We start from the raw sequence: 26,667 nt of genomic DNA, 5'->3' as shown, positions 1-26,667 counted from the left end.
AAGAAGTCTTTTTATCTGAAAACCAACCTATTAAAATATATCTGCTGCCGGAAAAAAGTCAACATCACTTCTGCCACACAGATATTCAATCAACTATTTTATCCTATCTTTAAAATATTTTTTCAAACTGTAAGTTATATATATTTAGCCTATACACCCTGGCATCCATGAATTGCATCATCAAACTGCTACCAAAATATCTGGGAATAATAATTTTGTCATGTTGCCTGGTTTTGCAGGCTGCCCGGGCCCAAAATAAGCCTCAAAACCGGCCCCCGCAAACGAATTCCCAGGGCCAGGCACCCGATAAACAGCAACAGCAACAAAAGCCTGCTGTAAAGCCCCTTTTTAAACCCCGCGAACAACGGGTGCAGGATCGCCGTCCCCCTTCAGAAGTAATGCTGGAGAAAAAGAAATGGACCTGGAAAAGACAATTCTTCCAGAACATGGCTACCCGGTTCAACTATTACTTTCACGCCAGGGTTAAACTCGACAGGGTAGTGAAAACCGCTAACCGCGATGGCCAGGATAACTATAACATCCTCCTGCCGTTTTATCCGTTCAGTTTACAAAGCCAGGGCTTCAGCAAAGGAGAACTGGATTCTGTAATTGATAAAACAAACATGGCCATCCAGCTCCATGACCCCCGCGGTAAATGGATCGACGACTGCTTCCTCCTCATGGGACGCGCCTACTTTTACGAAGGAGATCTCGAAAATGCGAATAAAACATTCCAGTACATCAATATCGCCTTCGCACCGAAAATGAAGTCGGAGTACAAAACAGTAGTGGGTGCGCATGAAAATGACCAGATCTCCATCGCCACAAAAGAAAAAAGAAAAGGCTTCTTCGGCCGCCTTAAACATACCAAAGCACGTAACGACGCCTTCCTCTGGAGAGCCCGTACCCTGTTGGAACAAAAGGAATATGATGAAGTACAGGCGCTGCTCAATATCCTGAATAATGATCCAAACTTCCCGCACCGCCTCGATGGCGACCTCGCGGAAGTACGCGCCTACAGCCACTACATCCAGAAAAGATACCCGGAAACAATAGAACCGCTGAAACTGGCCATCGATAAAAGCCACGACAAAGTAGCCAAAGCCAGGATGTCGTACATCCTCGGCCAGCTTTACCTCCAGCAGCAACACCCGGATTCCGCCCTCGATCAGTTCCGCAATGTAATCAGCATGAAACCCGATCCCATGATGGATTTCCAGGCCCGGTTACAGATTGCGAGAACCAACGCGGAAACCACCGGTAATGTAGCCGGCAGTATCGCAGGGCTTCGCCGTATGCTCAAAAAACAGCGCTTCGAACGGTTCCGCGACGGAATCTATTACACAATGGGCGTGCTCGAATACCCCGATCATCCGGAAGCCGCCCTCAACTATATGAAACAATCACTGAAAATACCCAGTGATAACCTCATGCAACGCACCATCACCTACAAAGGGATGGCGGATATTTATTACGATCAGCGTAACTATACCGATGCAAAAAAATATTACGACAGCACTGCCGGCGTGATGACGAAAGACTTTGCAGACGCGCCTACCGTGGAAACCCGCAAAGAAGTGCTCACCGAAGTGGTGGCACGGCTGGAAACCATCCACCGGGAAGATAGCCTGCAGAAATTAGCCGCCTTATCCCCGTCGGACCGGAATATTGTGTTGTCGAAAATGGTGGCCGTTATGGCAAATGAAGCTGCTGAAAAGAAAAAGAAAGAAAAGCTGGCCGCCGCCAATCCGCAGGAAAGTTCCTCATCCTTCAGCATGAACGGGGGAGGCACCGCCTATTCACCAAAAGAAGAAAAAGGCGACTGGTATTTTTATAATGCAGGCAGTAAATCAGCCGGCTACTCCGAGTTTAAACGCCGGTGGGGCAGCCGTCAGCCGGTAGACAACTGGCGCCGCAGCCAGAACGGCGTGGTAAATGCCACCAACAGCGCCGGCCCGATAGAAATTACAGAAGAAACAAAATCTGTAGCCCTGGGTGAAGTGCCGGCAGACAGTATCAGCACGGAATCATTGGCGGCAGGACTGCCACTGACACCGGAAAAGCTGGCCGCTTCACAAAAAGCGGTACACGAAGCCTGGTTCGACCTCGGCAAATTATATCACGATAAACTGGAAAACTATTCCCTGGGAATAGAAACTTACGACTCGCTGCTGATCCTCTACCCGGATCATCCGCGCAAACCGGAAGTATTGTATTCCCTGTATGTATGGCATAGTAAACTCAATCATGCTGCCCAGGCCAATCATTATAAATCAATGGTGCTGAACCAGTACGGCAATACCAATTTTGCAGACATCATCCGCTCAGGCGGTTTAAGGGATATCGACAGCCAGAAAAAGAAAGAGATCAGTGCCGCTTACGATGCCGCCTATGAAGCCTTCCGTAAGGGCAACTATACAGAATCGATGGCGATGAAGAAACAGGCCGACAGCACCTATGGCGTCAACTTCCTCCAGTCAAAATTCGATTTGCTGGAGGCAATGCTGATCGTTAAAACAGATACACTGTTTGCCACCGATACCCTGCAGCTGTCGCGCAATGCGGTACAGGCCGTACTTACCAAGTATGCTGCTGACGAACCGGTACGCGCCCAGGCCCAGGCCCTTATGGATGCCCTGAACCACCGCGCAGAACTCTCCGATTACCTCTCCAGGCTGGAAGTAAGAAAGAAAGACGCTAATGGCGTATTGCTGGATGAAGATATTTCCATGCGATACCCCTGGCAAAATCCGCAGCCGGTACTGGCCGACAGGATCAACGGCGCCAAAACACCGGTGGACTCGGCTAAAATAGCCGCTGGTATGGCAGGTACCTTGCCCGCGCCAATAGTGCCCATTGCACCGCCGAAACCGGTAACGCCCTATAAAATATCGGCCGATAACCCGTTTTTTGTAGTGCTCTCCTTCCAGCGCGTGTCAAAAGAACTAATGGATGAAGGTCTCAACCAGTTCACCCGTTATAACGCAGCCAAACACGCCAATGATAAAATTGAAGTCGGCAGTTTTGTGCTCACCCCTAACGATGTGATGCTGATTTTCCGGCTTTTCCCCAACGAAGACAAAGCCCTGGCCTATTTCGACGAAATACGCGAGGAGGCCGCAGCGAATATCATTCCCCGGATAAGACCTTCGGAATACAATTTCTTTGTGATTTCCAGGGATAATTTCATCCTGTTAAACAGCACTAAAGACCTGACCGGCTACCGTAAGTTTTTTACAGATAATTACGTGACCCAGTAAGTATTTTTGGAATTTTAAATAGCTTTGTCGGTCAGGCTGCCATAAACAGGCGTGTTTATTGCATATAAACTTTATTGAAAAAATTATATATATAGCCAACAGATAGTAATAAATTGCTTCTCATATAAAGGAATCGGGCAAAATCCGGCTATAAAACAAATTAAATAAGCGCATGAAAAAATCGGTGAAAATATTGTGGCGGGTGGCTTTTGGTATCTTAGCATTACTTGTTCTCTTAGTTTTACTCATTAACTTCCGGATCATCGGCAGCATGCCGTCTCTGGAAGAACTGGAAAATCCGCGGGCAGCACTGGCCGCAGAAGTAATTGCCGACGACGGCACCATTCTCGGTAAATACTACCAGGTGGACCGTTCCAGCAGCGACTATAATGAGATCTCCAAAAACGTGATCAATGCGCTGATAGCAACTGAAGAAACCCGTTTTTATGATAACTCCGGTATTGACCCCAAAGGCACACTGGCTATTCCTTTTTACCTGCTCATCGGTAAAAAACGCGGTTCCAGTACCATTACCCAGCAGCTGGCCCTGAACCTGCAAACGGATAACCTGGGGAAACAGCGCTCCGGTAACCCTATCGGCAGGGCGTTTCAGAAAGTACAGGAGTGGATCATTGCCGTAAAACTGGAAAGAAACTTCACCAAACAGGAAATTCTTACCCTCTACCTGAACACCGTGGCTTTCGGGGATAACGTATATGGTATTGAAAACGGCGCCAGAACATTTTTCAGTAAAGATGCCGGTCATTTATCCATCGAAGAAGCCGCTATCCTGGTGGGCATGCTCAAAGGTAACACCCTGTATAACCCGCGCAGAAATCCGCAAAACGCGCTCCAGCGCCGCAACACCGTTATCAGCAATATGCAGGAAGCCGGCTTTATCACCCCAGCCGAAGCCGCATCTGCGAAAAGCAAACCGATTGTACTGCACTATAATAAAATTGATCACAACAAAGGACTGGCCCCTTATTTCAGGGAAGTATTGCGCGATGAGCTGAAAGGCTGGTGTAAAGTGCATAAGAAAGCCGACGGATCAGAATATAACCTTTACCGCGACGGCCTTAAAATATATACTACCATTAACCCGAGAATGCAGTTATATGCAGAAGAAGCCGTGGCTAAACACCTGGCAGTACTGCAAAAATCACTCTCTGCTCAAAATGATGTCAAAACCGGCAGCGTTTGGAAGAAATGGCCGAAATTCCTGGATCAGTACATGAAAGAATCTGACCGCTATAAATCCATGAAAGAGGATGAAGCAGACGATTCCACCATTGCGCGGGTGTTCAATACCCCCGTACGCATGAAGGTGTTTGGCTGGAGAAGCTCTACTGAACCAGACCTGAATGAAATAGATACCACTATGACCCCGCTGGATTCCATCAAATATATGCGCGCCATTTTACAGGCGGGCTTTATGGCAATGGACCCTGAAAGTGGTGAAGTAAAAGCCTGGGTAGGCGGACCGGACTTCCGCTACTTCAAAAATGATCACGTGGCGAAAACACGCCGTCAGGTGGGTTCTACATTTAAACCCTTCCTGTATTGCTTTGCCATCATGAATGGCATGTCGCCAAATACCGTTCTGCCAAACGAACCTATTTCCATCAACGGCTGGACTCCGCATAACTCGGAAGGCAGCACCGGCGGTAGCATTACGATGGCCGGCGCACTGGCAAAATCACTGAACCTTGTGGCCGCGTACCTGATCAAACAGATTGGCGCCAAGCCGTTTGCCGATTTCGCCAAAAATAAAGTGGGCTTCACCAGCGATATCCCTGCCTACCCGGCCATTGCGCTGGGCGCCGTGGAGCTGTCGCTGTACGAACTGCTGCAGGGGTACACGATGTTCCCTGCCAGGGGTATCAATACCAAACCTATTTATATTACCCGTATTGAAGACAGAAACGGTAATATCCTGGAAACTTTTGCACCGGTAAAACGTGAAGTGATCAGCGAAAGAGAATCTTATACAATGGTGAAAATGATGGAAGGCGTGGTAGCACCGGGTGGTACCGGAGCCCGTGTCCGTTCCCGCTTTAATATACAAGGTGAAATAGCCGGTAAAACCGGTACCACCAACGATAACACCGATGGATGGTTTATGGGCTATACACCCAAAATACTGGCTGGTGCATGGGTAGGTTGCGAAAACAACTTTATCCACTTCAGCACAACGGCCATCGGTCAGGGTGCCAATACCGGCTTACCCATCTGGGCGTATTTCATGCAGAAAGTGTATGCTGATCCAACCCTGAAGATAAGTTCCAACGATCATTTCCCCGTACCGCCCAATATGAGCGAAGACGATATTTACATGAATTACGATTCCAATGTAAAACCGGGTGCTGAATCAGAAAACGTGGGTAACGGATCGGCAGATGATTATGGCTCCGGTGATGCCAGCGATTATGCCACTCCGGGCGCCGACAGCCAGGAACCTGCGCCGGCAAAACCAAAGGAAGAGCATAAGGATAATAAAGACAATAAAGAAAACAAGCCGAAAGCTACTATGCCGCCGGCGCCTAAGAAAGGAGAATAGCAACGATTTCCGTATATAAAAAAGGAGCACAGATTATCTGTGCTCCTTTTTTTATATCTTCTAAAAAAATTATCAGCTAACTGCTTTATTTACCAGCGCAGCTGCTTCGCTAAGCAGGATGGCTGATTGTACTTTCAGACCGCTTTCTTCGATCAGTACTTTTGCTTCAGCAGCATTGGTACCCTGTAAACGTACAATGATAGGTACCGTAATGTTACCAATAGATTTGTAGGCATCAATTACACCCTGGGCAACCCTGTCGCAACGAACAATACCACCGAAGATATTGATCAGGATAGCCTTTACCTTAGGATCTTTCAGGATGATACGGAAACCTGCTTCTACGGTTTGCGCGTTGGCGGTACCGCCTACGTCCAGGAAGTTAGCCGGTTCACCGCCGCTCAGTTTGATCATGTCCATAGTGGCCATTGCCAAACCGGCACCATTTACCATACAGCCTACGTTACCATCCAGTTTCACGAAGTTCAGGTTGTATTTGCTGGCTTCTACTTCTGTAGGATCTTCTTCAGAAATATCACGCAGTGCTTCCAGGTCGGGATGACGCATCAGGGAGTTGTCGTCCAGGTTTACTTTGGCATCTACAGCAATGATCTTCTCATCGCTGGTTTTGAACAGCGGGTTGATTTCCAGCATGCTGCAATCCAGTCCTACGTAAGCGTTATAGAGATTGGTTACAAATTTCACCATGTTTTTGAACGCTTCACCGCTCAAACCGAAGTTAAAAGCAATGTTACGCGCCTGGAAGGGCTGCAGGGTCATATTTGGTTTTACCCATTCTTTGTATATTTTTTCAGGAGTGCTGTGTGCTACTTCTTCGATATCCATACCACCTTCAGTGGAGTACATGATAACGTTCTGGCTTTTAGCGCGATCCAGCAGGATGGACAGGTAGAATTCCTTTACAGGGTTAGCGCCCGGATAGTAAACATCCTGTGCTACCAGTACTTTGTTTACCAGTTTGCCTGCGTCGCCGGTTTGAATGGTAACCAGGGTGCCTCCCAGGATATTTCCTGCTATGTTTTTAATATCTTCTGCATTTTTTCCTACTGCCACACCTCTCTGTTCCGTACCACGGATCTTACCTTTTCCACGTCCGCCCGCATGAATCTGGGCTTTTACAACGGCAAATTCATTACCAAATTGCACTTTCAGCTGCTTGTATGCTTCCGCAGCCGCTTCAGGGGTATCCACCGGAATACCTTCCTGTACCGGTACATTATATTTTTTCAACAGTTCTTTAGCCTGGTACTCGTGTAAGTTCATCGGAATAAAATTTGCCGCTAAAATAGGTCATTATGATTTAAATATAAAACTGCAGTCATTTGTGAATTAAAAAATAACTTTGCGCGGGTTTGTTTTTTAAATCCGGCTTTTAATTAATGTATAAACAGATGAGTGAATTAACAGCAAAGATCACAGCAGCGGGGGAATATATCAGCAAATCCTGGCAAAACAAGCCAGTGGCGGGAATTATCCTGGGTAGCGGCCTGGGTAACCTGACAGGGGAAATTGAAGACAGCATTGAAATTCCGTACAGCGACATACCCCATTTCCCCGAATCTACGGTGGAAGGGCATTCCGGCAAATTGATCCTCGGGTTCATGCAGGGAAAGCCAGTAGTGGCTATGGCAGGGCGTTTTCACTTTTATGAAGGATTTTCCATGCAACAGGTAACTTTTCCTGTGCGGGTTATGAAAGCCCTGGGAATCCATACTTTATTTATTTCCAATGCCGCCGGAGGCATGAACCCATCTTTCCAGGTAGGCGATCTGATGATCATCAGGGACCACATCAACCTGCAGCCGGAGCATCCGCTGCGGGGCAAAAATGAGGACACGCTGGGTCCCCGTTTCCCGGATATGAGTGAACCCTATGCCAAAACGTTAATCGATGCAGCGAATAAAATTGCTGCAGCCAACAATATATCTTTACATAGCGGCGTATATGTAGGCGTTCAGGGGCCTACCTTTGAAACACGGGCAGAGTACAGGTATATGCACATCATTGGCGGCGATGCCGTAGGAATGAGTACCGTACCCGAAGTAATTGTAGCGGCGCATGCCGGTTTGAAAGTATTTGCCATGAGTGTGATCACCGATATCGGTATCCGTGAAGAAGAAAATGTGATCACTCATGAAGAGGTACTGGCAGCTGCAAAAGCAGCAGAACCTAAGCTGACGCTGATATTTAGTGAATTAATCCGGCAACTATAAACGCTTTTGTTACTTTCGGATGAGGCAAATTTTCATTTTCATAGCCCTGCTGTTATTGTGCGGGAATCAATTAGTGGCCCAGTTTAACTCGGGACGCATCAACAATATGGGCGGTGGCGGAGGCGGCACCAGCAAAATGCAGCGGGATACATCCAAACACGAACACGAGCCGGATACGCTGACGTTGACCTACCGCATCCTCGGGGAGCCCACCGATTATAAGCTCGACTCCTCCGTGGCCGATTTTCAGACCAATTATCTGAAAGTACCGTCTTCGTACACCACACTTGGTAACACCGGTAGTGCTGCCTATAACATGATTTATACGCCACGCATGAAACCCGGTTTTGACGCCGGCTTCCATGCCTACGACGTATATTCCAATTCCCATAAAGATGCCCGCTTTTACTATACTACACGCCCTTACACAGAGCTGCAGTACCTGGTAGGCAGCAAACAGGAACAGGTTATCGGGCTGTCGCACACCCAAAACCGGACGGAACGTTTCAACTTTGCATTCGACTACCGCAAAATAAATGCGCCCGGATATTTCCGCTCGCAAAACACGAATCACGATATCTACCGGTTTACAGCCCGGTACCAGAGCAAAAACAAACGCGCCAATACTTACCTGAGCTTCTACTACAATAAAATCAATGGCGGGGAAAACGGGGGGATCAGAAGCGATACCTTCATGTCCAACAGCACTTATAAGCAACGCAAAACCATCCCGGTAAACCTGGGCAATGATGCGTCTACAACGTATGCTTTCTTCGGCGGCAGCATACCGGTGAAATCGAATTACCGCGAAACAGGTTTCCTCATCCAGCAACAGTACGACTGGGGCCGGGGCGACAGTATCCACGTAAACGATACCACCGATTATTATAAGTACAACCCGATTTTCCGCGTGCAGTATACGTTCAACTACCAGAATAATAACTACGAATTCCTCGACAGCAGTCCGGATACCACGTTTTATTCCAGCCACTATAACTTTTTACCCGGCGACACGGTAAGCGCCAAACATCAGTGGAAAATGATTTCCAATGATCTGTCGCTCATCCAGTTCCCGGTACTCGGCAACCTCGGACACTTCATTAACATTGGCGCCCGCTTTGAAAGCCTCACCGGTACCTTCCTGGATGCAGATATCAATTTCACTAACCTGGCCGTACATGGGGAATACCGTAATAAAACCCGCAACCAGAAATGGGATTTCTCTGCAAGAGGCGAGTTTTATGTAGTAGGCCAGAATATCGGAGATTACGGGTTTTATGGCATGTTAAAAAGACATATCAACGATTTCCTGGGAGATGTCCGCCTGTCGGTCAGCAACGTAAATAAGGAACCCTCTTACGTCTTCAAATATTTTAACAGTACCAATGATGCCTGGTATAATACCAGCCTGTCGAAGGAGAATATTACCCAGCTGCAGTTTGCCACCGAAAACAAAAAGCTGGATTATACCCTGACAGCCAATTATTTCCTGTTTACCAATTACACCTATTTCAAAGACTACTATCACAGCGATCAGTATAACTCCCTGTTTAACCTGTTACAGATAACGTTTAGCAAGAAGTTTACCATTAAGCCGTTTAACTGGTATGTAGATATTGCCTTCCAGCAACTGCATGGCAACGGACCATTGAACGTTCCTACTTTCTGGACCCGCAACCGGTTTGCCTTTGAAAAAAGACTGTATACAAACCTGAACCTCATGACAGGGATCGAACTGCGCTATAACACCGGTTATTATGCAGATGACTATTCCCCGCTCACCGGTCAGTTTATTTATCAGAATGCCGCGAAGATCAGTAACTCCTTGCCGGATATTGCTGCATTCGCCAATTTCAGGATCAAATCCTTCTCCGCCTATGTGCGTGCAGAGAACCTGAACACCTTCTTTGGCGATAACAATTATGCAGGACCGTTATATCCGTATAATAACTTCGCCTTCAGGGTGGGCCTCAGATGGTGGTTTATTAACTAGGAATTACATATAACTATATGATGACCGGTATGGTGGCAACACTATCCCGGTCATTTTTTTTCTTATCTTTGTAATTCATCATGAAGCGATTTTCTGCCATATTATTTGCTGTACTGTATATCACGCTCACCAGCGGGTTTGCAGTAAACGTGCACTACTGCATGGGCAAACTGGCATCTGTAGACCTGCAGGAAGCTCCGGCTGATCACTGCGGTAAATGCGGAAAGTCATCGAAAGGCATGGATTGCTGTAAAGATGAATTTAAGTTCTGTAAGGTCACCGAATCGCACCAGGCTGCCAAAGCCCTGCAGGCCGGTTCTAACATCGTTACAGATATGCAGCTGCCGGTAAGGGTTTTACCTGCTTCCGCTTTGCCGGTGCAGGAAACGCTCCTTCTCAGCCGTCCCCACGATCCGCCAGACATCCCGTCGGCGCCCATTTTCCTCCGGAATTGTACTTTCCTGATCTGATGCAGTTTTTAATGTAGTGTTTGTTGCTGTATTACAGCACTGCTATTGCTTTAACTGTTATTCATCTTTTTATTCAATTTTATTTCATCAGATCATGAAAATAGTATCCATTATATTGCTCGCACTGGGCATATCTTTCGGCGCAAATGCACAATTTAAAAAAGCCAGCGTACACGCTACCGGCCTTACCTGCGCCATGTGTTCAAAAGCCACTTACGAGGCCCTGGAATCATTGCCTTTTGTTGATAAAATAGATACCGATCTCGATAATACTACCTTCATTCTTACCTTCAAAGCCGGTGCGCCGGTGAGCATCGATGCTATTAAAGATAAAGTGGAAGATGCCGGTTTTTCTGTAGGTAAACTGGTAATGACCGCCAACTTTGATGCTGTAAGCGTACAAAATGATGCGCATGTGGCATTTGCGGGCAGCACCCTCCATTTTATGGATGTAAAAAACCAGGTATTGTCCGGTGATAAAGACATCACGGTAATCGACAAAGATTTTGTTTCTGCCAAACAATTTAAAAAATTCAGTACTGAAACCACTATGCCCTGCTATAAAACAGGTATGATGGGCGACTGCTGCAAATCTGACGGAGCCACTGCTTCGAAAAGAATTTATCACGTCACCATTTAATAGCCGGCCGGTATATGAAAAGAATTTTAATAATAGCCCTGGTCATCATGACCAGCGGGGGAATAGCAGCCGCACAGGAGTTATACGTGAATACGGAGCCGGCGAGCAATATGCCCGCCAACTCCCTGGGGATCAGGCTCTCCAATAAGTTTTTCAACATGAAGCATTCCGGCGATAACGGGATGCGCTTTGAGCCGGAAGTGATGTGGGGCGCCAATAAAAAGCTCATGCTGCATGTGCTGGGATACGCTTCCAACATGATGCAGTCGTCTGTAAAGCTTGAAGGCGGCGGGGTTTACGCCAAATACCGCTTCCTGTCGCTGGATCAGCAGCACGCGCATTTCCGCATGGCTGCATATGTAAGAGGTTCCGTGATCAACAATCCGTATTACCCGGAAATGCCTGATGGCGCGCATGCCATGCGGCCGTATGATAATAAGGAGCTGGACCTGGAAGGGGCTACGTCGGGCGTAAACGGGGGTATTATTGCTACACAATTGTTACATAAACTGGCATTGTCTACAACGTTAGGTTATTCCCGTTATATGAACAATGTGAAGGATAATATTCCGGACGACTTCTCCCGGAATTCCGTAAATTATAGTCTCTCTGCGGGGTACCTGGTGTTGCCGGTGAAGTATAAAAGCTTTCAGCAAACAAATTTAAACCTCTACGTGGAGCTGTTGGGCAAAACCAATACAGACGCGGTTGGCAGGGGTTCTTACCTGGACATAGCGCCCGCAGTGCAGTTTATTTTTAACAGTACTACAAGGCTGGACTTGTCTTACCGCACGCAGTTAACCGGGGATATGGCAAGGAATACCTCCAACTCTTTTTTAATCAGGGTGGAGCATAACATTTTTAATATCAAAAAGTAACCGATGGCAACAACAGATCTGTTTATAAAGAATATGGTTTGTCCGCGCTGCATCAAAGTAGTTACTACCACTCTTGCCGCGCAGCAACTGGATGTTAAGGATATACAACTGGGTAAGGTAACTGTTGAAGGGGCCGTTTCGGAGAAACAACTGCACCGGTTATCAGAAGCGCTTCAGCAGGAAGGATTTTTACTGATAGATGATAAAAAACAACAGCTGATTGCAGGCATCAAAAGTATTATTGTACAGGCAGTGCATCATTCAGAGCTGGATGAGATGAAAGAAAACTTTTCCACCTTACTGGCAGGGAAGTTGCAGAAGGATTATCATTATCTCAGTAATCTTTTTTCTGAAACAGAAGGCACTACCATTGAACAGTATATTATTCAACAGAAAATAGAGCGGGTAAAAGAGTTGCTGGTGTACAATGAATTAAGCTTAAGTGAAATTAGTTACAAGCTGGGATACAGTAGCGTAGCACATCTTTCAGCGCAATTTAAAAAAGTAACTGGTCTTACGCCAAGTAAGTTTAAACAATTGAAAGCTCCTGAACGTATACCATTAGATAAGATATAGAAGTTAGTTGTTTTAGTTTTAGTTTAAAGAGAAGCTGCTGCACACCGTGGCTTCTCTTTTTAAAAAAATCCGGACATGAAGAAAGTTGTTGTAAGCATATTGAAATTTATTCAGTCGCTTTTTGTGAAAAAGGATTGTTGCAGGTAGTATTAGCAGGGGGGAAATAATTAAAGCCGCAGATGTAATGTCTGCGGCTTTTGTATTATTAAAAAATGTTACGTATTGGAGTTACTTCTTGGGTACTTCTTGGATACTTCTCAGATACTTAGGACTCGTGTATGTGTTGTAGTTCCTATACAGTTCCTATATAGTCCCTATACTGTCCCCATACACTCCCTATACTGTTCCCATACACTCACCATACACTCATGATACACTTCCCATACACTCCCCATACACTATGGCCCTTTTTCGGGTAGCCATAATTTAGTACAAAAGTTTCCGGTAGCAATATTGAAGAAACCCGCAAATGCCCTTGCCTCTTTTATCTCCAAAAATTTTCAGCACAGTATTTGTAAATCCCTATCTTTACCATAGCGATTTACTGCAGATGAAGAATAAAATTTTTATTATCAGTTTGTTATGCGGATCTGGAGTGTGCTTGTTGTTAGCCTGTGTAAATAAAAAAAAGCATACCGCCCCCAAACAAAAACAGATTGTAGCAAACATCAGACAATTAGACGAAGTGATTACAGAAAGTATCACTGAAAGACTGTCAGCCCTGAAAGATAACGATGGTGAACTGGAAGACAGTTTACAATCATTCCGTCCTTCAGCTATACAGGAATTTTACGGCGCCGATAAGCCGGCAGGCCAGTGGTCAAAGAACGGGATAACCAATCCTGCGGCCGATTCCATGCTGTATATGATCCAGCATGCGGAAGACGTAGGACTGCTACCTGCGCAATATCACGAGCCCGCACTAACCGCCGCCTGGGAACAAATCACCAACGACGCTACTGCAAAAAAAGATGCCGCCTTATGGGCAAAAGTAGATGTGCTGATGACAGACGCTTTCATGAAAATGGCCTCCGATCTGCGCTACGGCGTTGCTCCGCGTGATAGCATTACCCTTAAAAAGGATTCGGCGTTTACTGATGAACAACTCATCACACAATTGCGGCAGGCACTGGAAGAAAAGAATGTAGCAAATATCCTGCATGCACTGGAGCCTTCACATGAAGGATACATTGCGCTGAAAGAAGGGATTCAGTCTTTCAAAGCAAAATACGAAAACTATCACTGGGATACGTTACCGCTCAATTATACCGACACGCTGGGATTCCGGCAACTGGTGATCAACCGGTTGGTGCAAAGCGGGCATCTCGATACCACGGGCCGCGAGCTGGATTCCGCATTGCTGAAAACCGGTGTGAAAGCTTTCCAGAAAGAGTTTAATATTTATCCCGATGGGGTAGCAGGGAAAAGAACAGTGATGGCCATGAACCGCTCTATGCACGACTGGATCATGCAGGCCGCTGTAAACCTCGACCGCTGGCGTAAACTGCCGGATACATTGCCTTCGCGGTATATCCTGGTGAATGTGCCCGGTTATAACCTGAAGGTGGTGGATAGCGGGGAAGTGGTGCTGGAATCACGCGTAATTGTGGGCACGCCCCGCACCCGTACGCCGCTGCTCAATTCCTACATGACCAACTTCATGATGTTCCCTTACTGGCGGGTACCTTACAGTATTGTGTTTAAGGAAATGCTGCCGGCTATTAAAAAGAATGTCGGTTATCTTGCGTCCAAGAACCTGGAAGTAATAGATAAAGATGGTAATGCAGTGGATCCTTATACTATCGACTGGTCGAAACTCGGCAAGGGCCATTTCCCTTATGTGCTGCGCCAGATGGATGGTATCGACAATTCACTGGGCATCATGAAATTCAACTTCAGAAATAAGTACAGCGTATACCTGCATGATACCAATAACCGCGGACTGTTTAAAAATTCCATGCGTGCTATGAGTCATGGTTGCGTGCGGGTGCAGCAATGGGATAGCCTGGCGCAGTACCTGGTGCGGGCGGACAGCTTACGGCATAGCGGAGATAGTGTTCGTGTATGGCTGGCGCGGCAGGAAAAGAAACAGGTAGATCTGCCCAAACATATTCCTATTTACCTGCGGTATTTTACCGCAGAAGGGCAAAACGGTAATCTTGTTTTCTATGATGATATTTATGGAGAAGATAAAGTATTAAGAAAGAAGATGAAGTTGTAAGAACTCCATCTTGTTAAAATAAAAAAGCAGCGGATACATTATCCGCTGCTTTTTTTATTGTCTTTATCAACTTACGCGAGTTTCGCTTTCAGTGCAGTATCCAGTGCTTCCAGGAACTCTTCAGTATACAGGTAATGTTTACCATGTTCTACTTTGTTTCCATGGATACAAACAGCCAGATCTTTGGTCATTTTACCACTTTCAACAGTTTCGATACAAACCTGTTCCAGTGCCTGGCAGAATTTGATCAGTTGCTCGTTGTTATCCAGTTTACCACGGAATTCCAGACCGCGGGTCCATGCAAAAATGGAAGCGATAGGGTTGGTGGAAGTAGGTTTACCAGCCTGGTGATCGCGGTAGTGACGGGTTACAGTACCGTGTGCAGCTTCTGCTTCCATTGTTTTACCATCAGGAGTGATGAGGGTGGAAGTCATCAGGCCGAGAGAGCCAAAGCCTTGTGCAACCGTATCAGATTGTACGTCGCCATCGTAGTTTTTACAGGCCCATACAAAGTTACCATGCCATTTCAGTGCGCTGGCTACCATGTCATCGATCAGGCGATGTTCATAAGTTAAGCCATGTGCCTGGAATTCAGCTTTAAATTCCTGTTGATAGATTTCTTCGAAGATATCTTTGAAACGGCCATCATATTTTTTCAGGATGGTGTTCTTGGTGCTCAGGTATAAAGGCCATTTTTTCATCAGTGCCTGGTTGAAACATGCACGGGCAAAGCCTTTGATAGATTCATCGGTGTTGTACATTGCTAATGCAACGCCATCGCCTTTGAAGTTGTATACTTCGTGTTCGATCACTTCACCATTTTCGCCTTCAAACTTAATGGTCAGTTTACCCTTTCCTTTTGTAACGAAATCGGTAGCGCGGTACTGATCACCGAAAGCATGACGGCCAATACAGATCGGGGCAGTCCAGTTAGGTACCAGGCGCGGAACATTCTTCATTACAATTGGCTCACGGAATACGGTACCATCCAGGATATTACGGATAGTGCCGTTGGGAGATTTCCACATCTGTTTCAGGTTGAATTCCTTTACGCGGTCTTCATCCGGCGTGATGGTAGCGCATTTGATACCTACGCCTACTTCCCTGATAGCATTGGCTGCATCAATAGTTACCTGGTCGTTGGTAGCATCGCGGTGTTCCATGCCCAGGTCGTAATATTTAATTTCAACATCCAGGTATGGAAGTATCAGTTTATCCTTGATGAATTTCCAGATGATTCGTGTCATTTCATCACCATCCAGTTCAACTACCGGATTAGCAACTTTAATTTTTTCTGCCATTTCGGGTTTTTTAAAATTAGATTAAAAAGCTTTTCACAACAATTATTCAAGCGAGTCCCAATCGGGATAATCACGAAAAATACGAATAGCTGTGAAAAAAACAAAATTAACCGGATTTTATCTTGGTTAAAAAAAGGGAGATTAAAACGGGTTTATCCGTTTTCATCTCCCTTTATATTAAAAAGATAGAATGCTTAGTGTTGCATCTGCTTGATCACTTCATCCGCAAATTCGCTGGTCTTCACCAGGGTGGCATCATCCATCAGGTTGTAGAAGTCGATGGTAACGCGTTTACGCATGATAGCGGTGCTGAGGCCATGAACAATGATTTCAGCTGCTTCTTTCCAGCCCATGTATTCCAGCATCATTACGCCGCTCAGGATCACTGAGGAAGGGTTCATGGTGTTGGTGTTGGCAAAGCGGGGTGCAGTGCCGTGTGTGGCTTCAAACACAGCGTAGCCGGTCAGGTAGTTGATGTTGGCGCCGGGGGCAATACCAATACCGCCTACTGCAGCAGCCAGTGCATCGGAAATATAATCGCCGTTCAGGTTCAGCGTAGCTACTACAGAATAGTCCTGTGGCGCCAGCAGGATCTGTTGCAGGAAGTTATCCGCAATTACATCCTTGATCAGCAGCTTACCTTTTGCCAGGGCTACTTTCAGTTCTTTGTTGGCTTCTTCTTCACCAAGATCTTTCTTGGTTTTTTCCCAATGTTCCCAGGTGTATACTTTATCGCCGAATTCTCTTTCTGCCAGTGCATAGCCCCAGTTTTTGAAACCACCTTCGGTGAATTTCATGATGTTGCCTTTGTGCACGAGGGTGAGTGACGGACGTTTGTGCTCCAGCGCATAGCTGATAGCAGCGCGTACCAGTCGCTCTGTACCTTCAATAGATACCGGTTTAATACCCAGGGAAGATGTTTCCGGGAACCTGATCTTTTTAACGCCCATTTCATTTTGCAGGAAATCGAGCAGTTTCTTTGCTTCAGGCGTACCCGTCATATATTCAATGCCGGCATAGATGTCTTCCGTATTTTCACGGAAAATCACCATGTCCACTTTCTCCGGGTGTTTCACCGGGGAAGGTACTTTATTGAACCAGCGTACGGGCCTTACACAGGCGTAGAGATCCAGCTCCTGGCGCATAGCAACGTTCAGGGAGCGGATACCACCGCCAACGGGAGTAGACAGGGGACCTTTGATAGACACCAGGTATTCTTTCAGTGCATCCAGTGTAGCCTTGGGCAGCCATTCACCTGTTTGCTGGAAGGCTTTCTCACCCGCCAGTACTTCTTTCCATTCAATTTTCCTATCACCACCATAAGCTTTCTCTACAGCTGCGTCGAATACACGTACACTGGCTCTCCAGATGTCCGGACCTATTCCGTCGCCTTCTATAAATGGGATGATGGGTTGTGCAGGGACCTGTAACAGGCCATTGTTCATCGATATTTTTTCTGCCGGCATAAAACGGTTTCTTTATGCGTTACGTAATTGTTGTAATCGCGTGCAAAGGTAAGGGTTTTCCGTTTACGCAGGGGTAAGATTTACCCTTTATTTCAGCAAATTTAACACCTGCATATAACTTTTTGCTTATGTTAGGATTAATGTTATTTTGCTGCTCATTTTTTTGCAGCAACCAAATCTCAGATACCACCATGATTCCTGTTACATACCTCGCTCTTGGCGATAGTTATACGATAGGTGAACAAGTTTCCGCCTCCGAACGTTTTCCTGTACAGGCAGCCGCTTTGCTCCGGGAACAAGGCTTTGAAGTAACAGATCCGGAGATCATTGCCACCACCGGGTGGACCACCGACGAACTGGAAGCGGGTATTGCCGCTACTCATATAAGTAAAACTTACGATATAGTAACACTGTTGATAGGCGTAAACAATCAATACCGCGGCCGCTCCGTGGAGGAATATGAAACTGAATTTACCGCCCTGCTGCAAAAGGCAATTGTTTTTGCCGGCAACAATCCTTCCCATGTGGTGGTGCTGTCTATTCCCGACTGGGGCGTAACGCCATTTGCGGCGGATCGCGACCGGGAACAGATCCGCCGGGAAATAGATGCGTATAATGCGGCCAATAAAGCCATTGCTGAAGAATGGCTGGTGCCTTACCTGGATATCACGCACTTTACCCGTGAAGCCGTTCACGATCCCGAACTGGTGGCGGGAGACGGATTGCACCCTTCCGGAAAGGATTACAGCCGCTGGGCCAAAGCCCTGCTGCCTTTGTTGCAACAGGCATTGCACTGAGAAAGAAAATATCCTACATTCATATTAAAGAAAACCTGAACCAATGGAAAGCCATATCGTAAAAATCCTGGCTGTTACCCCCGTAACACATAACGTCCGCCAATTCACCGTGGAAAAGCCCGCCGGATATACCTTTGTACCCGGCCAGGCTACAGAAGTAGCGGTAAATAAACCCGGATGGGAAGAAGAAAGACGCCCCTTTACCTTTACCAGCCTTACCGAATGGGATCACCTGGAATTTACTATCAAGATCTACGACGACCATAGCAGCGTTACCCATGAACTCGGCCAACTGAAAGCCGGAGATGAACTGATCCTGCACGATGTATGGGGTACCATTCATTATAACGGGGAAGGCACCTTCATCGCGGGCGGCGCAGGCGTTACCCCTTTCATTGCCATCCTGCGCGACCTGCAGCACAAAGGCCAGCTGGGCAATAACCAACTGATCTGCTCCAATAAAACCCTGGGAGATATTATTTTAAAAGATGAATTTGAAGAAATGCTGGGCAGCCGTTTCATTAACACGCTCACCGCACAGGAAGTACCCGGCTACGACCACCATACCATCGATGAAAACTACCTGAAAGGGAAGATCAGGGATTTCAACCAGCATTTCTATATCTGTGGCCCCGATCCTATGGTACAGCAGTTGAAAGCCATCCTCATAAAACTGGCCGGAAACGATGCCCTGGTAACGGTAGAAATATAACCCGCCGTTTTCACCGGCGATTTCCTGCTTTTTACCGGTGAGGGTACTTTATTAGCCTAAACCCTGTTTCCAATAACAGCGTGCCGTTCTACATTTGTATCATAAATAGTAAAACAAATGAAAAACGAAGATATCGACGCATCAAGAAGAAAAGGCCGCTTTATAGGCGGTGCGGTTTTCATCATCGTTGGTGCCTGCCTGTTATTACAACGCCTGGATCTCGACCTGCCCCATTGGCTGTTCTCCTGGCAGATGATCCTGATAGCGGTTGGTATTGTTATAGGGGCAAAGCATAACTTCAGATTCGGGGGATGGGTGGTGATGATCCTGGTAGGCGGAATTTTCCTGGCAAGCGAAATACTTCATCTGCCATATAACACCGCCCAGTTTATATGGCCGGTAGCATTGATCCTGGTGGGTATTGTGCTGATCTTTAAAAAGAGTTATCACCATCCGGAATGGCCGTCCAAAAAACACAGCTTCGGCTCCAGTGAGGAATTTGCCACCGGGGAAGATACGCTGAGCGCCAACGCTATTTTTGGCAGCGTGAATAAAGTAGTGATGTCTAAAAACTTTAAGGGAGGCGACGTAAGCGCTGTCTTCGGAGGTGCCGTCATTAACTTCATGAATGCCGATATCAACGGCACCGCTACTATGGACGTTTCAGCCGTTTTCGGTGGTTGCGAAATCATTGTACCGGCCAACTGGAAAGTGCAGGTGGATATCGACGCCATCCTCGGTGGTGTGGAAGATAAACGTAGTAATAGTGTGATACCTGCCGGACCCATTGATAAACTGCTGATCCTGAAAGGATCCTGCGTATTCGGTGGCGTGGAAATAAAAAGTTACTGATCATTAAACATCCATATCTCAACCTGTATTCTATCTTCTCGAACTTTTAAATTTTAATTTTATGCATTGGTTTGTTGCGAAAGTTGTATATCAGATCATCTGCGGTGAAGGCAATCACACTCCGCAGTTTGACGAACAATTAAGATTAATCAGCGCTGTTACCAAGAAAGACGCCTGCGATAAGGCCCGCGAAATTGGTATGCAGGAACAATATGCTTTTAAAAATCAACAGCAGGAACTGGTACAATGGAAGTTCATCAACGTACCGGAAGTATATACCCTGGATCAGCTGACAGACGGTATGGAATTGTACTCCCGCATTGAAGAGCCGGGTGATCCCAATTCCTACATCGCCTGGTTGCAGATGAAATCTGCACAGTTACAGGGACAACAGTACTTTGAACTTAACGTATAACTGATAAATCACCTTCTTTGGTAAAGCAACTGATTAAAGGTAATGCCTGGTGGGCTTTTCTCGCCTCCTTCGCCATCTGGATGTTCCTGTATGGCGGGTTGCTGTGGTACTGGTTCGACCTTCCCCTCTGGCAATCGGCTACAGACAGTGCAGTGCACGTTATACTACTGGGAGCCGCCGGTATTGTAATAAGCCATAACGTGGCTTATTACCGCCCGGCAGACGGCACCATGAAGTTTGGCTATGTAGCTGTTCTGAGTTTTGCATTGTCTGTATTGTGGGTGTGCCTGAGCCGCTGGATACTGGTATCCGCCTTCCCGGAAGATGTACCGTATCTCAACTGGCTGAACAATGCCATTCCCGTTCATGCTATTGTTGGATGCATGCTGATTGCAGGGATCGGATTCAGGAGCCAGATGTGGTACGATGAGGAAGAACAACAGGAATACCGCCAGCGTAAAGAAGCTACGGAGAAGATTGTAAGAGAAGCAGAACTCTTTAAACTGCGGCAGCAACTGCAGCCGCATTTCCTGTTTAACAGCCTCAACTCCATCAATGCACTCATTATGCTGCGGCCAAAAGAAGCCCGCGAAATGGTACTGAAGCTCTCCGACTTTTTAAGAGGATCATTGAAACGTGAAGACGACCAGTGGATCACACTCGCGGAAGAACTGAACTACCTGCAGCTCTACCTGGATATAGAGAAAGTACGTTTCGGGCATCGTTTAACCACCAACGTTGTGCCTTATGAGGAAGCAGATAAAATGATGATGCCGCCGATGCTGCTGCAGCCGGTAGTAGAAAATGCGATCAAATTCGGACTATACGATACCACCGGTGATATCACCATCAGCATAAAATCATGGCTGCAGGATAACATGTTGTATATCGCCATACAAAATCCGTTCGACAACGAACTGCAGCAACCCAACAAAGGGACGGGTTTCGGCTTAACCTCCATACAACGCAGGCTGTACCTGTTGTTTGCACGGCAGGACCTGCTGGAAACCACGGCCATTGATAATATATTTACTACCATTATTAAAGTACCACAATCGCATGATAAAAGCAGTATTAATTGATGATGAACCATTGGCCCGTGAAGTGGTGAAGGAATACCTGTTAAGCTTCCCGCAAATAGAAGTGGTACAGGAATGCAATGATGGGTTTGAAGGATTAAAGGCCATACAACAGCATCAGCCGGATATCATTTTCCTGGATATACAAATGCCAAAGATCACCGGTTTTGAAATGCTGGAACTCGTGGAAAATATGCCTGCCGTGATCTTTACCACCGCCTTTGAAGAGCATGCTATCAGGGCCTTTGAAGTGCATGCGGTCGATTACCTGCTGAAACCTTTTTCCAGCGATCGCTTTGATAAGGCCGTACAAAAATGGCTGGATCATTTTCAAACACCTGCAGCCACCAATACGGAAGCATTGCTGGAAACCGCTGCTGCCACACCTTTGCAAAGCAACCGCGTGGTAATAAAGATCAATGGTAAAATCAAAATCATCCCGGTACAGGATATCCATTACCTGGAAGCAGCAGACGACTACGTGAAAATAGTAACCCAGGAAGGTAGCTTCCTGAAAAATAAAACAATGTCGTTCTTCGAAAAAATGCTGGACCCGCAACAGTTTACGCGGGTGCATCGCTCTTATATACTCAACGTAAACCAGGTAACACGTATAGACCCCTACGAAAAAGAAAACCACCTGGCTATACTGCGCAGCGGCGCCAGGGTGCTGGTGAGCAAAACCGGTTACCCGCGCCTGAAGGCGGCGCTGGGGTTATAGCGGATATTGTCTTTCTCAGCGTAATCCTGAGAAAGACAATATCCACATCGCTTACCGCGTAAATAACTTCTCCAGTTTTTCTTTAGAAAGAATTTTCTGCACCTGTATACCTGTAGCAACGATACGGCCATTGCAAACGGCCTCGTAACTACAGGTGATTTCATGATGTTGTATTTGTGTAATCACGGCTGTAAAGTCCACCCGGCTGCCGGTTAAAGCAGGGGAGAGATGCTCCACAGTAAGCCGGGTGCCAATGCCTTCTTCGGATGTTTCCTTCATATCAAGCACAAACAAACGGCAGCACCATTCTGCATCCCGCGCCAGTGCAAAGGTGGCGTATACGGGATGCACATGCCCGCTGTCAAATGAGGCACAGTCTTCCGGCCGCACGATGCGGCTGAAATGTTTGGTATCACCGGGTTTGAATAACGAAAGCATACATTTAAAATTTTACTGCACTACCAGCACCGGGATCTTTACCTGGTGACGTACCTGGTTAGCTGTTTCGCCATACAGCCAGTCTTTAAAGCCCCTGTGGCCGTGGCCTCCCAGTACCAGGAAGTCCGCTTTTTCTTCGTGTACAATGCGGGCAATTTCACGGGCGCGCCGGCGGAAGCCGAGCACGCCTCTGGCGCTGATGTTGCGGCTTTTCAGCAGGGCAATATAGGTGTCCAGCTGTTCCTGGTCGCGGCGTGTTTCCAGGTCGTCCGAATCTTTACCAAAGTATTTGGCGGAAGCGCTTTCCACAATGTGAATAAGAATATACTGCGTGTGTTCGTTCCCGTGAGCAATGGCATTGGTCACAATATCCTTGTCGCGCTCCGAGAAATCCAGGGCCATCGCAATACATTGATAGGTAGGCTTCTCCATATCGCCCAGCGATACCTGTGTGGTATGGATCCCGGCGGCGGCATCTTCGCGGTAGCGGCGGCGCAGCGGATACACGATGGTGATGAAAAGCAGCACCACAAAGCCGAGGCAGCCGGCTATAATTAATCCGTCTACAAAAATATTCCCGGTACCAGACATATAATCAAAGGCTTCTGATAATACCATCCGCATATTAAGGTACACCAATAAACTGGTGACCAGCCAGCTGAAAATTTTAGTAATGGGCTTGATGGCAAAGGTACCCATCGTTTTTTTATCGCTTACAAAATGGATGAGCGGGATGATGGCAAAGCCAAGTTGTAAGCTGAGCAATACCTGGCTGAACACCAGCAGCGCGCCTACTTCTTCATCGCCGAAAATAAGGATCACCAGCAGTGCGGGGATGATGGCCAGCAGCCGGGTGATAAGCCGCCGCAGCCACGGGTTAATACGCAGGCGGAGATAGCCTTCCATTACAATTTGCCCGGCCAGGGTACCGGTTACCGTAGAACTCTGACCCGCAGCGATCAACGCCACCGCAAACAGGATAGGCGCCAGTTTGCTTCCCAGCAGCTGATCCAGCAGCCGGTGCGCATCCTGGATTTCGGCCACATCTGTTCTGCCGCTTTTGAAAAATACGGCGGCAGCAAGTATTAAGATCGCAGCATTCACCAGGAACGCGAGGTTCAGGGCAATGGTGCTGTCGATAAAATTCATTTTAATGGCCTGCTTAATACCGGCGTCGTCCCGTTTTATTTTCCGCGTTTGTACCAGTGCTGAGTGCAGGTACAGGTTATGCGGCATCACGGTGGCGCCGATAATACCAATGGCAATATACAACGCGGTGTTGTCCGGGATGGTGGGAATAAAACCCCGCACTACTTCGTGCATCTGGGGTTTCACGAGGATCAGTTCTACCAGGAAGGAGGCGCCTACAATGGCAACAAGACTGATAATAAACCCTTCCATTTTACGGATGCCGTAGCGTTGCAGGATCAGGAGGAGGAAGGTGTCCAGCACGGTCAGGCTTACGCCCCATACCAGCGGCAGCCCTGTGAGCAGCTGTATACCAATCGCCATTCCCAGTACTTCTGCCAGGTCGGTGGCTGCTATGGCGATTTCCGCCAATACATATAAGATGAAATTCACTACCGGCGGATAGGTTTCCCGGTTAGCCTGTGCGAGGTCGCGGCCGCGCACAATGCCCAGCCGGGCGCTCAGGCTTTGCAGCAGCAATGCCATGAGGTTACTCATGAGCAATACCCATAATAGTTTATAACCGTACTGGCTGCCGCCGGCCAGGTCGGTGGCCCAGTTGCCGGGGTCCATATAACCCACGCTTACGAGATAGGCGGGGCCAAAGAAGGCGAAGATTTTTTTCCACCTGGATTTTCCACTCGTTTCTACACTCTGATGTACCTCACTTAACGATGCTGATGAATGTGTATGCTCGATGCTCATAGTATATTGCTGATAATTAAACGGGTCTGACCATTATATTTTTTGCAACCTGCTCACTGATGGTAATGGCGGGTTGCCCTTTTACTTTTATTTCTATAGAATTGTCGTATTCGTAATGCGCTACTATTTCCAGCTGGGTGCCCAGTTTAATTCCTTTGGCGTTGAGAAAGGCCAGCAGCGCGGTGGATTGGTCTGATACGGCTGTAACTACCAGTCGTTTGGCGTTGGCCTGATCCAGTGAGGTTTGCGGACGTGGTTTGGCCAGTTTTCCGTTGGCATCAGGGATAGGGTCGCCATGAGGGTCTATCACCGGGTTTCCGAGGAATTCGCTGAGCCGGTTGGTGAGCTTTTCGCTGCGTACATGTTCCAGTTCTTCTGCCAGCTCATGCACTTCTTCCCAGCTGAAGGAGAGTTTATCTACCAGGAAGCACTCCCACAGGCGATGGCGCCGTACAATTTGCAGGGCGGCTTTTCTTCCATCTGCCGAAAGGGTGATGCCTTTGTATTTTTCGTATTCAATCAGCTTCTTCTCTTTCAGCTTCTTGGCCATGTCTGTTACCGATGCAGGCTTCGTATCCAGTTCATAGGCCAATGCGTTGGTGGTTACTACGGCGTCGCCTTCCTGCAGCTTATAAATTGATTTGATATGGTTTTCCTCTGCGATCGATAAATTCATGTTATCTAAAATATTATTTAGACAAATCTAAATAATAAATCTGAACATTTCTCTATCCGGTATGTTTTTTGATTTTTAACGCGCACATATAAAAATTATATCTAACTTTTCGCCCAGAATTAAATTTTCTAATGAAGCGTTTCCTTTTATTATTACTGGCAATCGGCGTGTTGGCAGCCTGCAAATCGAAGAAGAAATCAGGCAGCGGCGACGAGCCCATGACATTTGAAGACTTCCAGGCATTGTTTACGCCTGGCACCCTGCCCTACAGGCTTACACCGGATACGCTCCAGTTGAAACAACCGGATTCACTGCGGCTGGATACCGCTGCCATGCGGTTTCTCACAGATACGCTGACGAAAGGTGATTTCGGCAAGAATGAACCGGTGAAATATTTCCCGCTGCAGCGGATTCCCGGCAGCGTAGTAAACTATATGACTGTGAAAGCAGCCGGCAGGTCACAATCTGTAGGCTATCTCTGTTTCCTGGATAAAAAAGGGAAATACCTCAACAGGATACGTGTAGCCAACACCGGTAGTGCGGATGGTACGGTTACCTCCCTGGTAATAGACAGTAAAAATGTAGTGAAGATCAGCAGCGAAACAAAATTGTCGGGCAGCCGGAGCGCATTGAGAGAAGATTTTTACATGGTGAATCCCGATGGTTCGGTAACGCTTATCATGACTAACTCCAACGGACCTACGAACGCCGGGCAGATCTTCAACCCGATTGATACACTGCCCCGTAAACATAAATTCTCCGGCGATTATACGGCCGGCGACATGAGTATCGTATCCATCCGTGATGGCGAGGATACCAAGTCTTTCCAGTTCTTCATCACCTTCTCAAAAGATAATGGCAACTGTAAAGGAGAACTGAGCGGCCGGGGACATTACATCGGCGGCAACCGGGGCGAGTACAAGGACAAGGAATCTTCCTGTGGTATTGCTTTCCAGTTTACCGGCAACCGGGTGAATATCCGCGAAATAGGCGGCTGCGGCGCTTATCGTGGTATCAAATGCTTTTTTGAAGGCGGCTTTGTGAAGAAGGCGGAAAAGAAGAAAAAGAAATAAGAGATTTGATTTAATATTAAGGGAGATAAAAGCAGGTATACCGGCTTCTGTCTCCCTTTATCTTTCTAAAAAATAAAAAATATCCGGACAGATAATCATGCACATTATTGATGAGAAATATATATAAGTGCAAAAAAATGCAGGCATCTTTATAAAATTGAATCCGGTTTTTATTTTTCCTGTAATGATGTGTGGTAAAGGGTTTGGGAGGAGTGTAGTAATATGCCCCGGTTTCGTTTTTCCTGCTTTTTTCAAAAAATATTTGGTAGAATAAAAATAGTTTATACCTTTGCGATCCAATCGAACGAAAGGGACGATAGGTAAGAAACAAAAGAGGGAGCTTAGCTCAGCTGGTTCAGAGCATCTGCCTTACAAGCAGAGGGTCACTGGTTCGAATCCAGTAGCTCCCACA

The 26,667-nt window shown here is 46.9% G+C and carries 22 protein-coding genes and 1 tRNA gene; 17 read left to right on the top strand and 6 right to left on the bottom strand.

Annotated elements, in window-relative coordinates; translation table 11 throughout:
- Positions 1-233 precede the first annotated feature (233 nt).
- Both porW and V7S65_RS15890 read left to right on the top strand, forming a co-directional pair.
- Positions 234-3,260 carry a type IX secretion system periplasmic lipoprotein PorW/SprE gene (porW, locus tag V7S65_RS15895; RefSeq protein ID WP_336387227.1) on the top strand — a complete coding sequence of 1,009 codons (3,027 nt, stop codon included), beginning with the start codon at positions 234-236 and terminating at the stop codon, positions 3,258-3,260.
- 172 nt (positions 3,261-3,432) lie between these two features.
- The gene (locus tag V7S65_RS15890; protein WP_336387226.1) at positions 3,433-5,820 is read left to right on the top strand and encodes a penicillin-binding protein 1A; all 2,388 of its coding nucleotides are present in this window, start codon (positions 3,433-3,435) and stop codon (positions 5,818-5,820) included.
- 72 nt (positions 5,821-5,892) lie between these two features.
- On the opposite strand, the gene sucC is transcribed toward V7S65_RS15890, so the two are convergent.
- Positions 5,893-7,104, bottom strand: coding sequence for an ADP-forming succinate--CoA ligase subunit beta (gene sucC / locus V7S65_RS15885; RefSeq protein WP_079469042.1), 1,212 nt, complete (start codon positions 7,102-7,104; stop codon positions 5,893-5,895).
- 128 nt (positions 7,105-7,232) lie between these two features.
- On the opposite strand from sucC, the gene V7S65_RS15880 reads away from it, so the two are divergent.
- The 7 genes from V7S65_RS15880 to V7S65_RS15850 all read left to right on the top strand — a co-directional run bounded on the left by V7S65_RS15880 (position 7,233) and on the right by V7S65_RS15850 (position 14,832).
- The gene (locus V7S65_RS15880; RefSeq protein ID WP_336387225.1) at positions 7,233-8,054 is read left to right on the top strand and encodes a purine-nucleoside phosphorylase; all 822 of its coding nucleotides are present in this window, start codon (positions 7,233-7,235) and stop codon (positions 8,052-8,054) included.
- A 19-nt stretch (positions 8,055-8,073) separates the two neighbouring features.
- On the top strand, positions 8,074-10,047 hold the full coding sequence (locus tag V7S65_RS15875) for a putative porin (protein ID WP_079469041.1): 1,974 nt from the start codon (positions 8,074-8,076) through the stop codon (positions 10,045-10,047).
- A gap of 80 nt (positions 10,048-10,127) precedes the next feature.
- Complete coding sequence (locus V7S65_RS15870) at positions 10,128-10,517, top strand: HYC_CC_PP family protein (protein ID WP_336387224.1); 390 nt, start codon at positions 10,128-10,130, stop codon at positions 10,515-10,517.
- A 94-nt stretch (positions 10,518-10,611) separates the two neighbouring features.
- Positions 10,612-11,157, top strand: a complete 546-nt coding sequence (locus V7S65_RS15865; RefSeq protein ID WP_079469039.1) for a heavy-metal-associated domain-containing protein — start codon at positions 10,612-10,614, stop codon at positions 11,155-11,157.
- A 14-nt stretch (positions 11,158-11,171) separates the two neighbouring features.
- Positions 11,172-12,035, top strand: coding sequence for a hypothetical protein (locus V7S65_RS15860; protein ID WP_336387223.1), 864 nt, complete (start codon positions 11,172-11,174; stop codon positions 12,033-12,035).
- A gap of 3 nt (positions 12,036-12,038) precedes the next feature.
- Entirely contained in the window at positions 12,039-12,611 is a 573-nt protein-coding gene (locus tag V7S65_RS15855; RefSeq protein ID WP_079469037.1) for a helix-turn-helix domain-containing protein, read from the top strand.
- Positions 12,612-13,296: 685 nt separating this feature from the next.
- Positions 13,297-14,832, top strand: a complete 1,536-nt coding sequence (locus tag V7S65_RS15850; protein WP_159454241.1) for a L,D-transpeptidase family protein — start codon at positions 13,297-13,299, stop codon at positions 14,830-14,832.
- Positions 14,833-14,903: 71 nt separating this feature from the next.
- Here the strand turns inward: V7S65_RS15850 and V7S65_RS15845 are convergent, their stop codons facing one another.
- Together V7S65_RS15845 and icd are read right to left on the bottom strand one after the other, a co-directional pair.
- Entirely contained in the window at positions 14,904-16,133 is a 1,230-nt protein-coding gene (locus tag V7S65_RS15845) for an NADP-dependent isocitrate dehydrogenase (RefSeq protein ID WP_111579434.1), read from the bottom strand.
- Between the two features lie 194 nt (positions 16,134-16,327).
- The gene (gene icd / locus V7S65_RS15840; protein ID WP_079469034.1) at positions 16,328-17,599 is read right to left on the bottom strand and encodes an NADP-dependent isocitrate dehydrogenase; all 1,272 of its coding nucleotides are present in this window, start codon (positions 17,597-17,599) and stop codon (positions 16,328-16,330) included.
- 191 nt (positions 17,600-17,790) lie between these two features.
- On the opposite strand from icd, the gene V7S65_RS15835 reads away from it, so the two are divergent.
- The 6 genes from V7S65_RS15835 (at position 17,791) to V7S65_RS15810 (ending at position 22,175) form a co-directional block, all read left to right on the top strand.
- Positions 17,791-18,396 carry an SGNH/GDSL hydrolase family protein gene (locus tag V7S65_RS15835; protein WP_336387222.1) on the top strand — a complete coding sequence of 202 codons (606 nt, stop codon included), beginning with the start codon at positions 17,791-17,793 and terminating at the stop codon, positions 18,394-18,396.
- Positions 18,397-18,439: 43 nt separating this feature from the next.
- Positions 18,440-19,108 (top strand): FAD-binding oxidoreductase, encoded by a 669-nt coding sequence (locus V7S65_RS15830; RefSeq protein WP_336387221.1) that lies wholly within the window; start codon positions 18,440-18,442, stop codon positions 19,106-19,108.
- Positions 19,109-19,225: 117 nt separating this feature from the next.
- Positions 19,226-19,960, top strand: a complete 735-nt coding sequence (locus V7S65_RS15825) for a LiaF transmembrane domain-containing protein (protein WP_111579437.1) — start codon at positions 19,226-19,228, stop codon at positions 19,958-19,960.
- A gap of 61 nt (positions 19,961-20,021) precedes the next feature.
- Positions 20,022-20,375, top strand: coding sequence for a DUF4288 domain-containing protein (locus V7S65_RS15820; protein WP_079469030.1), 354 nt, complete (start codon positions 20,022-20,024; stop codon positions 20,373-20,375).
- Between the two features lie 17 nt (positions 20,376-20,392).
- A complete protein-coding gene (locus V7S65_RS15815; protein WP_336387220.1) occupies positions 20,393-21,457 on the top strand; it encodes a sensor histidine kinase in 1,065 nt (354 codons plus the stop codon).
- A complete protein-coding gene (locus V7S65_RS15810) occupies positions 21,435-22,175 on the top strand; it encodes a LytR/AlgR family response regulator transcription factor (RefSeq protein ID WP_079469029.1) in 741 nt (246 codons plus the stop codon). The genes V7S65_RS15815 and V7S65_RS15810 overlap by 23 nt, the downstream gene beginning before the upstream one ends.
- Positions 22,176-22,226: 51 nt before the next feature.
- Here V7S65_RS15810 and V7S65_RS15805 read toward each other — a convergent pair whose 3' ends face one another.
- The 3 genes from V7S65_RS15805 to V7S65_RS15795 are packed head-to-tail and all read right to left on the bottom strand — an operon-like array spanning position 22,227 to position 25,182.
- Positions 22,227-22,613: a thioesterase family protein gene (locus V7S65_RS15805; RefSeq protein ID WP_336387219.1), complete on the bottom strand. Its 387-nt coding sequence runs from the start codon at positions 22,611-22,613 to the stop codon at positions 22,227-22,229.
- 12 nt (positions 22,614-22,625) lie between these two features.
- Complete coding sequence (locus tag V7S65_RS15800) at positions 22,626-24,506, bottom strand: Nramp family divalent metal transporter (RefSeq protein ID WP_079469027.1); 1,881 nt, start codon at positions 24,504-24,506, stop codon at positions 22,626-22,628.
- Between the two features lie 16 nt (positions 24,507-24,522).
- Entirely contained in the window at positions 24,523-25,182 is a 660-nt protein-coding gene (locus V7S65_RS15795; RefSeq protein ID WP_079469026.1) for a metal-dependent transcriptional regulator, read from the bottom strand.
- Between the two features lie 131 nt (positions 25,183-25,313).
- On the opposite strand from V7S65_RS15795, the gene V7S65_RS15790 reads away from it, so the two are divergent.
- Positions 25,314-26,255: a hypothetical protein gene (locus tag V7S65_RS15790; RefSeq protein ID WP_079469025.1), complete on the top strand. Its 942-nt coding sequence runs from the start codon at positions 25,314-25,316 to the stop codon at positions 26,253-26,255.
- Between the two features lie 335 nt (positions 26,256-26,590).
- A tRNA-Val gene (locus V7S65_RS15785) sits at positions 26,591-26,665 on the top strand.
- Positions 26,666-26,667 lie beyond the last annotated feature (2 nt).

Origin of the sequence: Chitinophaga sp. CCNWYY40 (genome assembly GCF_037483205.1) — a bacterium.
Taxonomy (GTDB): Bacteria; Bacteroidota; Bacteroidia; order Chitinophagales; family Chitinophagaceae; genus Chitinophaga; species Chitinophaga ginsengisegetis.
The sequence above is the reverse complement of the archived record's forward strand: the minus strand, read 5'-3'. Positions and strand labels throughout refer to the sequence as shown.